We start from the raw sequence: 13,438 nt of genomic DNA, 5'->3' as shown, positions 1-13,438 counted from the left end.
AGGAAAAGCGCAGAGGGGCGCAGAGGGTTTTGGGGGTAGGGACGCATGGCTGTGCGCCCACCGCCTACTTCAACTCTTACGTAGCTTGCTTCTCGATGAAAGCGAGTATGACAAATGACAAATGACAAACCCCTCCGTTAACTTTGATTGTTCCTACCTACTTATTCCGGTCTAATTTCAGGACTAAAACCCCTAAGGGGGGTAGGCACAAATCAATGTAATGAGACCATCTCGGATGAGACCATTCACCTGTCCAGCGCCCGCCCATATTCCCCATATTGCTACCGCCGTAATCTCCAGCGTCACTGTTCAATACTTCAGCATAGAAACCGGGTTCGGGGACACCAATCCAATAGTGGGGATGGGGTTGAGGGGTAAAGTTACAGACGGTGACGATAAAGTCATCCGAGTCTTTGGCTTTACGAATAAACGAGACGATACTATTTTCAGCATCGTTACAGTCAATCCATTCAAACCCTTCATGAGAAAAGTCTTGGGTATAGAGGGCGGGTTCACTTTTATACAGTTGATTCAAATCCGCCATAAACCGCTTCAGTTGTTGGTGGAGTGCATGTTGCAACGCCCCCCAATCTAAATCTGCCCAAGCGTTCCACTCATTCCGTTGCCCGAATTCCATACCCATAAATAGGGTTTTCTTGCCGGGATGGGTGTACATGTAGGCATATAAACAGCGGAGATTGGCAAATTTTTGCCAGTCATCTCCGGGCATTTTACTCAGCAGATTGCCTTTTCCATGTACGACTTCATCATGGGATAGCGCCAGCATGAAGTTTTCGCTGAAGGCGTACATGATGCTGAACGTGACGCTATTTTGGTGGTAGCGACGATACAGGGGGTCTTTGGCAAAATAATCCAACATATCGTGCATCCAACCCATGTTCCACTTGAAGCTGAAGCCTAAGCCTCCCAAATAGGTAGGACGAGAGACGAGGGGCCAAGCGGTGGATTCTTCGGCAATGGAGAGGATGCCGGGATAGTAGCCGAATATCTGATAATTCAGATAGCGCAAAAAGTCGGCGGCTTCTAGGTTTTCGTTACCACCGTACTGATTGGGTACCCATTCACCGGGTTTGCGATCGTAGTCCAGGTATAGCATAGACGCCACGGCATCCACGCGAATCCCATCAATATGATATCGGTCAAACCAGAATAGGGCATTGGCAACCAGAAAGTTGCGAACTTCGTTACGGGCGTAGTTGAAGACTAATGTACCCCATTCTTTGTGTTCACCCTTGCGCGGATCAGCGTGTTCGTAAAGGTGAGTGCCATCAAAGAAGGCTAAACCATGCCTGTCTTTGGGAAAATGACCGGGAACCCAATCCACAATCACACCAATATTATTTTGGTGACATTGGTCGATGAAATACATCAAATCTTGGGGAGTCCCATAACGGGAGGTGCAGGTGTAGTATCCGGCAACCTGATAACCCCAAGACCCATCATAAGGGTGTTCGGCAACGGGGAGGAGTTCGACGTGAGTGAATCCCAGTTCTTTGACGTAGGGAATCAGTCGTTCGGCTAATTCCCGATAGGTGAGGAAGCGTCCCTCGGGTTTCTGGGAGACTTTCACCACGGGTCGAGTTTCCCCATCCGGTAGTTGGGGTGGATTCTCTGCACTATCATGCAACCATGAACCCAAGTGAACCTCATAAACGGAAATGGGTTGTTCTTGGGGGTCATTCTGGCGACGCCGTTCTAGCCAGTCTTCGTCATGCCAAGTGTAGTCTAGGCTATTGACAATTGACGCGGTTTGGGGTCTAATTTCTTGCTCAAAGCCGTAGGGGTCGGACTTGTGATAGATATGTCCAACGTCATTTTTCACTTCGTACTTATAATGTTCCCCAATGCCAATTTCCGGGATAAACAGTTGCCAAATTCCGTTACCAGTTTGGCGCATCTGATGTTCTCGTCCATCCCAGTTATTGAAATCACCAATAACTGAGACATTGCGGGCGTTCGGTGCCCAAACGGCAAAGTGAACCCCTTGGACGCCCTTAAATTCAGTGGGGTGAGCGCCCAATTTTTCGTAAATGCGATGATGATTTCCTTCGGCAAATAGGTGAATATCAAAATCAGTCAAACGCGGAGAGCGAAAGGCATAGGGGTCATAGATCACCCGTTCATGCTCGCCTTCTTTAATCCGCAGTTGGTAGTTGGCTAACTCTGGTATATCAATCTCACATTCAAAAAGATGAGGATGACTAACTGCTTGCATCGGGTATTCTTCCCGTTCCGTAGGACGAATCACCCAAGCTGCGTCTGCTTTAGGCAGGTAAGCCCTTACAACCCAGCTTGTTTTACCATCCCGTTCAATGGGATGAGACCCAAGTATTTCAAACGGATCATGGTGTCGATTGCTCACAATCCGATCGATTTGGTCTGGGGAAATGGTTATTGTCATGGCATTACCTAGTTGTACTTCCCAGACTTAATAGTAATCAACATTTCTCCACTGGCACAATTTTTGGGGGGCGGTTAGTGACAGCAGACGATGTTTGGCAACATCCAGTGCGGGTGTTTGGCTTTCCCAGTGGACATAATGAGGGTGTTTGGGCGACGGGGGTACTGCGGGGGGAATTAGGCAATGGTTGGATACAGATGGAAGCGGTTAATGTTCCCGGTTATCGGGTAGAACCGGGGTTTAGTGGTGCGCCTGTGTGGGATGAAACCTTGTCGGGAGTTGTGGGGATGGCGGTGGCGGCGGAACGACAACGGGAGGGGGTTAAGGCGGCGTTTATGATTCCGACAAAGGTACTGAGTCAAACTTGGTCGGTTCTCCGGGAATCGGGGGGTTTTGTACCCACTCCAACGTCACACAAGCCCAGCAAAAAACTGTCGAGAGTTACAAAACTGAGAATTGAAAGCCTTGAGGATGACTTGCAAAAGCTAGAGGCAGATTACAAACAGATTGACCAAAAGAAGCGGCGCGAATCTAATCTCCAAGAACAGAATAACCTGAAACGACAACTTCATGCGATCGCGAACCAAATTGACTACATTGAGCAGGAGATCAACCAGCTAAAACAGGGAGAGACAGGAACTCAAACCCAGCGCCTTATGGCTATTTTAGCCTCCGTTGATCCGCCAACAACCCAACGGATCAAGGCAGCTTACCTAGCATCTCGCCCTTCCAGTTGGAGTGATTTTCGTCCAGCCATTCCCACCACTATAGAACAACTGTTGGCTGATTTAGCTGATATGCCTCCTGCTGATAGTGGGTACAAGCGCATTGATCTGTTTGTGGCACATCTAAGTGCCGATGCTCAGATATCTCCGCATTTACAGCAACAGTTACAGGATTGGCTGAAGCAAAACGTTGATGATGTTGCCCAATTATTGACGCAAATTCAACCGGAAACCAAGCCAGAACAATTCTATCTCATGGTATGGATTCAGCCCAGCCAGCAACAAAAGAATTGTTATTTTATCAAAGCTTGGTTAGCGATTCCTAACCCATCTAGTCTGAGTGGAAGCAACTATGACTACGAACCCATTTCCCTAGCCAACGCTGAAGCTGAACCCTTTCCCTTAACTCAGATTCCCCAGTTACTGAAAGAGATTCTGATTCAAAGTAGCCAGAAATGTGCGATAAGTGACTTAACCTTTGAATTTTTCTTACCTCGCCAGTTACTAAATCATGAGGTTGATCGGTGGGAAATTGAGATCAGTGAGGATTTGTTAATTCCCCTTGGCGTTGAATGTAGCGTTGTCGTGCGTTCTGAGGAGCGACTTTCATCAAATTATTGTCTCAAAAAGAAAAAATGGCAGCGACTCAAGCGCCTCAACCATTACCCTTCCTCTAAACTTGTTGCTTCAGGAGATTGTGCTTGGAATCAACTCTATGTTGAGTTAAGAAAAGACGATATCCTTGGCTGTACTCTAGCCAAGGTTCCTCAACCGATGGGAAAAGAAAGCGTTTTTAATGTGATTTTAGGCACAGCGATACCTTTAGCGATCTGGGTGCGGTGTAATTTAGCCCATTTAAATTGTGCTAAAGAATTAAATCAATTATTAGAGTGTTGTATCTCTGAACTTCCAACCATGATACAAGGAAAACGTGCGGCGGCTTTTTCGTCTCATCCCCACCTGCGGGGACTGCATATTGGCTCTCATCTTTCCCTAATGTGGGAAGATCCAGAGCGCGTCCCACCGACGATTCACTATTCTACACCTTGAAAACAATGGCACTGAAAATTTGCATTTGTTGGATCACCGAAATCCTTTATCGTAGGGTGGGCATTGCCCACCAACCTTAAACCTTAATTCAGTACCATTCACCTTAAAAACCTTGTTGCAGAAAGAGCGCAGGTTGGAGAAAGGACACACGTTAGAGAAAGGGCGCACGTCGGTGCGCCCCTACAATTCTGACTTTATTTATCTCACATTTGCAGAGATTGATAGATGAATGAGTTTTTTTAAGATTCTCAGGACATCACCCAAACCATTTTGGCGATTGCCAATTCCAAACAAATCAGACATGGCATACATAGGGGTAGCGGCTTTGACTAATTTGAGGAACAGGAAACTCCCCCCATTCGTAATCATACCGAAGCTAGGTTGCTCTGAATTGGGATTGGCTAGCATATAGGCAAGAATTTGGGCTAATCCAGCTTCGACGGAGAAATGAGCTTGTTTTGATTCAATCACCATCACCCAAAGTTTGTCTTTCAAAACTAAGGTGTCGAGGTTCCCTTTGACGAGAATTCCTCGTTCTTCATCTGGGGTTGAGATTTGAACACTGCTCTCGGCTCTTAAATTCAAAGGCGCTAAATAAAATTGTCCGATAAATAATAAGGGGGAGACAACTGCCAGATTAATGGGTTTTTCTAGCAGGGGTGGTTGTTTGAGTAAATTGAAATAGCCAGCGCGGACTTGTTCGAGGAGTTGTTTTTGCCAGTCGGTGAGTTCGGGTAAGTCGGATTGCCACTCCGGGAAAAACTGTTCATCGTCAACTCGCTGAAGCTGGAAGTGGGTTTCTAATTGTTCTAGCGTGACATCTCTGGCTTGAATTGTTTGAAACATTATAACGGAAAGGATAAGGGATGAAGTTTTGTACTAGGTTGTTGGTTTGTTTGAGAGGAATTGTAGCTTAAGTCAAATAAAGCAGAAGGAAAGAGAGAAGTCTAGAGAAAACCTGCTGTACAATGTGCCTATGATTCAACAGGCGATCGCACTTCTCAATCAGGTAGGCTTGGAACTTACGGCAGAAGAGATTGCCGATATTTTTTGGTTGGCGCTGCAAATGGGGGAAACTGAATCTATATCCGAGTCTCCATCTATCTCGAAAACGCCCTTATCTGAACAATCAATACCTGAACACTTCTCCCCAGAAACGCCGCCGATAACTCTAAATCCACCAACAGTTACGGCTAGCGAACCCTACGCAGAACTCTATCCCTCTACTCCACCTCCTCCTATCTCCCAGGCGGATTCTTCCCCATTACCTTCTTCTCCATCCCCTCAGCCGGATTCTCCCCCACCGTCTCAACTCCTTCCCTTTGAAACACCAGCCGCGCCCGCCCTGCGGAATCCTTTAGCCATTGCCCGGGCAATTCGTCCCCTGATGCGGAAAGTTCCATCTCGTACTGAAACCATCCTGGATGAAGAAGCCACAGCCCGACAAATTGCCGAAAAAAATATCTGGATTCCGGTGCTAGAACCTGCACCCGAACGCTGGTTAGATTTAGCACTGGTTATCGAGGAATCGAGTTCCCTCCCGATTTGGCAAGAAACGATTGCAGAATTGCAAACGCTGCTCGAACGCCAGGGTGCCTTTCGCGATGTTCGCACTTGGCGCTTAAATGCCAATGCTAATGAGTCATTGTACCTCTTGCCGGGACAGGGTTCAGCCGCACTCAAACAACGCCCCCGCAACCCCAAGGAATTGATTGATCCCTCAGGGCGGCGGTTAATTCTCCTGGTTAGCGACTGTGTATCTGATATGTGGCGTTTAGGCAACATCCAGACTCTATTGCGTCGGTGGGCAAATCAGAATCCCGTGTCAGTGCTTCAGTTATTACCCGAACCCTATTGGAGACGCAGTGGTTTAGGTGCAGGGATTTCCGTGCAACTGGGGGCGTTTGCACCGGGGGTTCCTAATTCCCAACTGGTAATTGAAGAGATACCCCCTTGGCTGGAGGTGAATTTAGCCACAGCATTACCATTACCTGTGGTAACACTGGAGCCTGAACCCTTGGCACAGTGGGCGCGTCTGGTGGCGGGTACAGGGGGAACGCGGATGCCGGGAGTGTTATTTGATCCGGCGTTAATGGAGGCGATGGCAGAGGAGATGGAACAGACAATCTCCTCACATTCAGCATCAGAGTTAGTCCAGCACTTTCGGGCAACGGCGTCTCCCACCGCCCGACGCTTGGCTGGGTTAATGGCGGCGATTCCGGTAACCTTGCCAGTGGTGCGTCTGATTCAGCAAACCATGCTACCAGAATCGGGGCAGATTCATCTGGCTGAAGTGTTTATGAGTGGGTTATTGCGTCCCATTGTAGAATTGGACTTTGGACAAAAAAATAATTTGCGTAAAGTTTACGCAAATAAAAGGAGAGACAATAGCTCCTCTATCTCAGCTCCCAAAAAAGCTCAGAAATGTCTACGGAGTGAGGGTTACAGGGTAAAGCTTAGAAGACTTTACTCTTTTTGTTTTTACAAAGTGGTTGTTTCTTGATAACTTGATGGCGGGTTCTCGGCTCAATATTTTCACCTTTAATCCGTCCGGGAGAATAACCTCGACGTTTGGGAGATTGAGCCGGAGTACCCAAAGTCGAAATAATTCGGTAGAAGTCTCGTTGAACTAAGCTGGGTGTAACTTTGAGCGATTCAGTTTGAGTCAAATAATTCTCCCAAGGACGGGGTAAAACCGTAGCTAATTTCCTCGCCCTCCACAAGTTTACATAAGCTAACAAGGTCAATTGGAACCAATTCTCCTCATGATGGACTTCAGATCTACTGGTATTATAAACTACAAGCTGCTGAACCAATTTTTCCTAGGGCTAATGATAATAAAAAAAGCAAATATTTATATTTAGGTAAAGCGGGAAGTGAGGCTCATATTGATGCGGTGGATAAAGTAACAAGAAGAGCACTTATCGACGAATTGGAAAGAGTTATCAATTCTCTCCAGGAAAGTTACTTGAATGTTTGTTTCTGGGGAGAAACTGAAACGGATCTCTCTTCGGAAAATGAGGGAGTCAAAGACGAGTAAAAATTTTCGGTCATTCTCCAATAAATTCCTGCCAATTAATTGGAGAATATATTTGCGTAGAAATTACGCTAATATACTTTTTTGTCCAAAGTCCAAGATGATATAGCGATCGCAAGATTCCGACAAGCCCTGTACCGACAGTTTCCCGTGGTGGAGTTCGGCTAAATGACAACTGAGAAATAAGCCCAAACTTTCATGATAATCTGTTTTCAGCAGCATTTCCTTCCCATTCCCCATCAAGGTTTTTCACATTGAGACACTAGAAAAAATTGAATTTTTCAGTGTCAATGAAACTGGAAACGCCGTCTCACCCTTTTGCAGTTGCTCATCTAGAAATAGACAAAATTACTGTATCTAAGCTAACCCATAGTGTTACGCTTCATACATAAGGTTCCCCTGTGAGGTAGAAAAATCAACATAATTTATAAAAGTAGGGACGTATAGCAGTCATTGGTGTCAACTGAAGCTGAAAGCATGTAGAGACGTGCCATGGTGTGTCTATGAGCAGAGTAGCAGGGGAGACGGGGAAAATAAAAGAGACGGAGATAGGGAAGCAAAGGGTCAAAACTCGCTCAGGGCGGGTTTAGTCACATCTGTTGTGAAACAGAAAAGATAGTAGTGAAACCTGCCCCTACAAACTCTATCCGACTAGCAAGCCCGTGGGGTCAAAACTTCCCCAATCCCCTTAAATGCAAAACTGGAAATAATGCAAGTCCAGAACTTTCTCACTCGTTACCGACAAGGAGACCGTGATTTTGCCCAGGTTGACCTGAGTGGTGTTAACCTGAAGGGAGCAGATTTGCGGACGATTAACTTGAGCGGGGCTAACCTGACGAACGCCAACCTCAGTTGGGCGTCTCTTGACTATGCAAATCTCAGTGGCGCTTGTCTGCATCAGGCAGATTTACATAACGCAATCCTCAAGCATAGTAATTGTAACCAAGCAATCTTGACCCGTGCCAATCTCAGCAAGGTGGATTTGCACTCAGCCCGTCTTTGCCAAGCCAATTTAAGTTGGGTACAAGCCTCCTACTGTAACTTGAGTGGTGCAAATCTCCAGGCAGCTCAGTTGAATTATAGTAATCTCACCGGGGCTACCCTGGATAAAACCCAGCTAATCAGCACGCAGTTAATGGCGGCTAATCTCTGTCACGCCAGTCTTATTGCTGCCAATCTCACCACAGCCAACCTCCGGGAAGCCTTACTCGAAAGAGCCAATTTACGAGACGCGATATTAGTCGGTGCGATATTAACCGAAGCTAACTTACGTCAAGCTTGTTTGCGCTGTGCCAATCTGACTCAGGCAGAGTTGTATCGAGCCATTTTAACCGATGCAGATCTCAGTGAAGTCACAGGCGATCGCGTAAACTTGAGTCGGGCAAATCTTATGGGGGCGTATTTACTTAAAGCTAGCTTAGTTGGCGCTAATTTGCGACGCACGGTTCTACAAAATGTCTATTGTTTACAGACGAATTTGACGGCGGCTAATCTGCAAGGGGCAGATTTACGACAGGCGGATTTAAGTGGAGCTTATTTAAAGGAAACGATTTTAACCGAGGCAAATTTGACCGATGCCTATTTGATCGGCAGCTATTTAATTCGCCCCCAACTTGAGCAAGCCCAACTCACCGGATGCTGTATCCACAACTGGCATTTAGAAGAGGTGGATTTGACAAACGTGAATTGTCGCTATCTATTTACTCAGTTTAATTGGGCAACGAAAACAGCGAACAAACGCTATCCGCCTACAGGTGACTTGATACCGGGACAACTGACTCAAGAGAAAATGACTGATTTGTTTTTAATCGAAGTTCCTTTCTCGGAGATGCCAAATAGAGAGGTACTGGTATTTACCCTCGCCCAAGTTGAACAGGAATATCCTGACCTAAAACTGTCACTCAAAAGCTTGAGTAAAAAAATCGATCACTATATCCTTCACCTATCGGCAAAAACAGGAGTCAATCCCCAAGCGGTGAGTCAACGCATCCTGCAACTCTATCCCCAAATGTACCAGCGTTTTGCCTATCACCGTCGAACAATTTGGCAATTGCTAGAGATAGACAAGTCTGGAGACTCCCCGGTGAAATCATCGTTAAATTCTTCTACATCACCCAACCCGACTCAAGTTTTAGTCAATAATCGCCGCCGTATCTATAAGGAGGTTATTCATCAAATCCAACAAATTATTCTATCCCAACCCCCTGACAAATGCGTCGAAGGTATACAGCGACTGTTGGATTTTTTACGTCAACAGAATATTCCCACCCAAGATATTGTGCAAAAAATCATTCGTCAAGCCATGCTCAGGCGGGCGAAACGCGATCCTCTATTTCAAACTCAGTTATTGGCATGGGAAAAAACGGCGGATCAAGCGGCTTTTATGTCTTTGAGCGGGCAAGCCATCCAGGACGCGATCGCGCTTATCCTGTCTCAAGTCCAGCCTCCATAGAAAACTCTCCCTGACTTAATCTAATCTGGATGGAGAATTCCGCACATTCTGTTAAATTTCTGTGAGCCGTGGGCAATCCCCTCGATATATCGTGTATGATAACAAGCTACAACCCTCAGGCACCATCTTAAACCCTTAATCCATAAGCAGCCGTTTATTAAGGAGATTAGTCCATTGCCTCGTCGCTACCTATTCACGTCCGAATCAGTTACAGAAGGTCATCCCGATAAAATCTGCGATCAGATTTCCGATACGATCTTAGATGCTCTACTCACCCAAGACAACCGCAGCCGTGTTGCTGCAGAAGTAGTGGTTAATACAGGATTGGTATTGATTACGGGTGAAATTACCTCCAAAGCCAATGTCAATTACGTTGATATAGCCCGCAAAAAAATTGCTGAAATTGGCTATACCGACGCCGATAACGGCTTCTGCGCCAATAGCTGTTCTGTATTAGTCGCCCTGGATGAACAATCTCCAGATATTTCTCAAGGTGTCACCACCGCCCAGGAAACGCGAGACCAGTTGAGTAACGATGAACTCGATGCTATTGGTGCAGGGGATCAAGGGTTGATGTTTGGTTTTGCCTGCAACGAAACCCCAGAACTCATGCCCATGCCCATTAGTCTGGCACATCGCTTGTCACGGCAGTTAACCGCCGTCCGTAAGTCAGGACAGTTGCCTTACCTGCGTCCCGATGGCAAAACCCAAGTTACAGTACTCTACGAAGATGGCAAACCCATCGGCATTGATACCATCTTAATCTCAACCCAACACACCGCCACCATTGGCGAGATTACCGATGCCGCTGCTGTCCAAGCCAAAATAAAAGACGACCTGTGGTCAGCCGTGGTAGAACCGTCCTTTGGAGATATTGAGATTAAGCCGGATAATCACACCCGTTTCTTAGTCAACCCCACAGGAAAATTTGTAATTGGTGGACCTCAAGGAGATTCAGGTCTCACGGGGCGTAAAATCATTATTGATACCTACGGTGGCTATTCCCGTCACGGCGGTGGGGCATTTTCGGGCAAAGACCCCACCAAGGTAGACCGTTCTGCCGCCTATGCTTGTCGCTATGTTGCCAAAAATATTGTGGCAGCAGGTTTAGCAGAAAAGTGCGAAGTTCAGCTCAGTTATGCCATTGGTGTTGCCCGACCCGTAAGTATTATGGTGGAAACCTTTGGCACGGGTAAAGTTGAAGAAGAAAAATTGCTAGACCTGGTGAAACAGCATTTTGAACTGCGTCCAGCAGGGATTATTCAAGCCTTTAATTTGCTGGAACTCCCGCGATTACAAGGCGGTCGCTTCTATCAAGATGTCGCCGCTTACGGTCATTTTGGACGTCCTAATTTGGATTTACCTTGGGAACATACGGATAAAGCTGAATTGCTCAAAGAAGCCCTTAAACCATCGTTAGCTGTTCCCGTGTGAGCCAATTAATTAGATCCCTGACTTCTTCAAGAAGTTGGGGATCTGAATGAATCTTGTCATTTGTCCTTTGTCCTTTGTCAAAAGTTAAATTTCCATCTATTGATAGATGTGTACTCGCAACGTTTTAACTAGGTTGAGAGTGAGGATTAAAGAAAAAAAGGACAGGTTACAGTATGGCAGCTTCAACTCCGCTCAAAGGCACTGATTTAGTTGATTGTGCTAAAGCAAACGCCAAGCAGGGACCGGAAACAGCAGCGAAACTTTGTGGCTATGGAGACGATATTCCAACCTTTACAGCAGAACTCAAGAAAGCATGCGATCGCATGGGTATCGAAATTACTCAAGTCAGCGATTTGATTACTGAGCAGCAGGCTCGAATTAAAGGCGACACTGAAGTTATTGCTCCAGAAACACCAACCAACCTTTAAAATTCTTCACAGGGGATAGTTGACATTCGGAACAATCAGGGAGAGGAAAGTAGTTTTGATTTTTGAGTTTTGACCCTTCACGACCTTCGAGGGAACCTGGTGCGTGAATTACTCTCTCCCCTGCTCCCAGACGTAGAATGCTAAGTCTCTACATGCACCCGGAGTATCCCCATCCCTTATCTCTAAACCTTCGCCGTATCCGCAGCAAAGCGAATCTTGAGATAATCGTCCTCAATCTTGGCGCCAGCGGGTTTTAGCGCGGCTAAGGCTTGGGGGAGGACGAGATTGCGGCGGTGATTGCCAATGCGTATATTTAGCTCATCTCCAGTTTTGTTCAATTGGATATGGTCTTTCGGCACACCGGGTAGATACAGTTCTAAGCTATATTCGTTTTGATTTTGGACAACCCGAATTGTGTTTTCCTGGTAGTAAACCTGAGTTGGGTCTTCTTCGCCATATAAGATTTGCTTGAGTCGTTCTAGCGCCTCAAGTCCGCACATCTCTTCCGCAAACAGGGGAACTTCTTTAACCGGAAGCGGACTGAAATTTTGGTGGATTTCCTGGCGATACTCTTGTTGATGTTCTTTCCAATGTTGGAAGAACGGATCAGTCACTTCGTCGGGGATAATCCGATTGGCGACGACTAAATCTGTAGAAACATTGTACAAACTTAAGTAGGCGTGGGCGCGGAGGGATTCCTTAATCACCATTTTTTCGGGATTGGTGACTAAACGGACTGAGGTTTTGGTATTATCGGTGAGGACTTTTTCGAGCTGTTCAATTTGCTCGTAGAATTCATAGGGAGCGTCCATCACCTCATTATCGGGTAAAGAAAATCCCGCGATGGGTTTGAATATAGGTTCAACCAGAGGTCTCAACGCCACGGACATTTTTTGCAGGGGTTTATAGAAGCGGCGCATATACCAACCCCCGACTTCCGGTAAGCTGAGGAGTCGTAGGGCGGTTCCCGTGGGTGCTGAATCGATAATTAGCACGTCATACTCGCCTTCGTCGTAGTGACGCTTCATCCGCACCAGACCGAAAATTTCATCCATTCCCGGAAGAATGGCTAACTCTTCAGCCTGAACTCCTTCGAGTCCCCGTGCTTGCAGTACCTGGGTAATATAGCGCTTCACCGCACCCCAGTTCCCTTCTAATTCCATCAGCGCATCCAACTCCGCCCCCCAGAGGTGAGGACGGACGAGTCGGGGTTCGTGACTGAGTTCCATGTCGAAACTATCGGCGAGAGAATGGGCTGGATCTGTACTCAGCACTAAGGTTTTATAACCCAATTCGGCACAACGCAGACCTGTTGCGGCGGCTACGGAGGTTTTACCGACTCCGCCTTTGCCTGTCATTAAAATTACTCGCATAGATAATTCCGCTCACCTGAGAAACCTTTACATTTATTTACTGTATCGGGTTTTCACCGAAACAGTTGCTTGAGAACATCAAAACGGGGGATATCCCAATAATCGATATGGGAGGAAATTAGTCCATCTGCATTTAGACGTAATTCGCTCCAACCGGGTATAGAAATTCGCGGTTTCCAGGGGAGGGGTGTTGTCCAGCTTAGAGTCCAGCGCGTTTTGATGGTATCGCCGGATTGAGAAATGTCATGCAGGTCAAGTTGGGGGTTGATGAACCAGGTTTGGATAAATCCAATCATTTGTTTGTAGCGATTAAGTCCCCGGAACTTGTTGAGGGGGTCTTTGAAAAAGACATCGTTGGCGTAGATGCTGTAGGTTTGGTCAACAGGAAAGCGTTGATAGTCCTGTTTGAGGATTTCAATAATGTCTTTATTTGTCATTTATCATAAAAATCCTTCGTTGTGGGAAACCCTGTGTCTTTAGACCAGGGAGGAACACGCGGTAGCGGTTTAAGAAGCAT

At 46.5% G+C, this 13,438-nt stretch carries 10 protein-coding genes and 2 pseudogenes; 6 read left to right on the top strand and 6 right to left on the bottom strand.

All coding sequences use genetic code 11. The annotated features are described in order from the left end of the window. Nucleotides 1-157: 157 nt before the first annotated feature. A complete protein-coding gene (gene glgB, locus ACLGGO_RS22945) occupies nucleotides 158-2,422 on the bottom strand; it encodes a 1,4-alpha-glucan branching protein GlgB (RefSeq protein WP_446421040.1) in 2,265 nt (754 codons plus the stop codon). A 77-nt stretch (nucleotides 2,423-2,499) separates the two neighbouring features. Here glgB and ACLGGO_RS22940 point away from each other — a divergent pair, with 77 nt between their 5' ends. Continuing rightward, nucleotides 2,500-4,197: a VMAP-C domain-containing protein gene (locus ACLGGO_RS22940; protein ID WP_446421039.1), complete on the top strand. Its 1,698-nt coding sequence runs from the start codon at nucleotides 2,500-2,502 to the stop codon at nucleotides 4,195-4,197. A gap of 198 nt (nucleotides 4,198-4,395) precedes the next feature. Here ACLGGO_RS22940 and ACLGGO_RS22935 read toward each other — a convergent pair whose 3' ends face one another. Beyond that, nucleotides 4,396-5,043 (bottom strand): restriction endonuclease subunit R, encoded by a 648-nt coding sequence (locus ACLGGO_RS22935; protein ID WP_446421038.1) that lies wholly within the window; start codon nucleotides 5,041-5,043, stop codon nucleotides 4,396-4,398. 130 nt (nucleotides 5,044-5,173) lie between these two features. Here ACLGGO_RS22935 and ACLGGO_RS22930 point away from each other — a divergent pair, with 130 nt between their 5' ends. Continuing rightward, entirely contained in the window at nucleotides 5,174-6,700 is a 1,527-nt protein-coding gene (locus ACLGGO_RS22930; RefSeq protein WP_446421060.1) for an SAV_2336 N-terminal domain-related protein, read from the top strand. On the opposite strand, the pseudogene ACLGGO_RS22925 reads toward ACLGGO_RS22930, so the two are convergent. Further along, nucleotides 6,654-6,974 (bottom strand): annotated as a pseudogene (locus tag ACLGGO_RS22925) (NF041680 family putative transposase); the annotation flags it as partial. The gene ACLGGO_RS22930 and the pseudogene ACLGGO_RS22925 overlap by 47 nt on opposite strands. Nucleotides 6,975-6,976: 2 nt before the next feature. On the opposite strand from ACLGGO_RS22925, the pseudogene ACLGGO_RS22920 reads away from it, so the two are divergent. After that, nucleotides 6,977-7,237: pseudogene (locus ACLGGO_RS22920) on the top strand (hypothetical protein); the annotation flags it as partial. Nucleotides 7,238-7,300: 63 nt separating this feature from the next. Here the strand turns inward: ACLGGO_RS22920 and ACLGGO_RS22915 are convergent. Further along, entirely contained in the window at nucleotides 7,301-7,456 is a 156-nt protein-coding gene (locus ACLGGO_RS22915) for a hypothetical protein (RefSeq protein WP_446421037.1), read from the bottom strand. A gap of 487 nt (nucleotides 7,457-7,943) precedes the next feature. On the opposite strand from ACLGGO_RS22915, the gene ACLGGO_RS22910 reads away from it, so the two are divergent. The 3 genes from ACLGGO_RS22910 (at nucleotide 7,944) to ACLGGO_RS22900 (ending at nucleotide 11,548) form a co-directional block, all read left to right on the top strand. Then, nucleotides 7,944-9,686, top strand: coding sequence for a pentapeptide repeat-containing protein (locus tag ACLGGO_RS22910; RefSeq protein ID WP_446421036.1), 1,743 nt, complete (start codon nucleotides 7,944-7,946; stop codon nucleotides 9,684-9,686). Nucleotides 9,687-9,860: 174 nt separating this feature from the next. Next, the gene (gene metK / locus ACLGGO_RS22905; protein ID WP_446337641.1) at nucleotides 9,861-11,120 is read left to right on the top strand and encodes a methionine adenosyltransferase; all 1,260 of its coding nucleotides are present in this window, start codon (nucleotides 9,861-9,863) and stop codon (nucleotides 11,118-11,120) included. Nucleotides 11,121-11,293: 173 nt separating this feature from the next. After that, nucleotides 11,294-11,548, top strand: coding sequence for a hypothetical protein (locus tag ACLGGO_RS22900; RefSeq protein WP_446337640.1), 255 nt, complete (start codon nucleotides 11,294-11,296; stop codon nucleotides 11,546-11,548). A gap of 182 nt (nucleotides 11,549-11,730) precedes the next feature. Here the strand turns inward: ACLGGO_RS22900 and ACLGGO_RS22895 are convergent, their stop codons facing one another. Beyond that, nucleotides 11,731-12,921: a TRC40/GET3/ArsA family transport-energizing ATPase gene (locus ACLGGO_RS22895; RefSeq protein WP_446421035.1), complete on the bottom strand. Its 1,191-nt coding sequence runs from the start codon at nucleotides 12,919-12,921 to the stop codon at nucleotides 11,731-11,733. A gap of 53 nt (nucleotides 12,922-12,974) precedes the next feature. Further along, complete coding sequence (locus ACLGGO_RS22890; protein ID WP_446358462.1) at nucleotides 12,975-13,358, bottom strand: DUF2358 domain-containing protein; 384 nt, start codon at nucleotides 13,356-13,358, stop codon at nucleotides 12,975-12,977. Between the last annotated feature and the right edge of the window lie 80 nt (nucleotides 13,359-13,438).

This window comes from Coleofasciculus sp. (genome assembly GCF_046565525.1).
GTDB lineage: Bacteria > Cyanobacteriota > Cyanobacteriia > Cyanobacteriales > Coleofasciculaceae > Coleofasciculus.
This window is presented reverse-complemented; position numbering and strand designations above follow the sequence as displayed.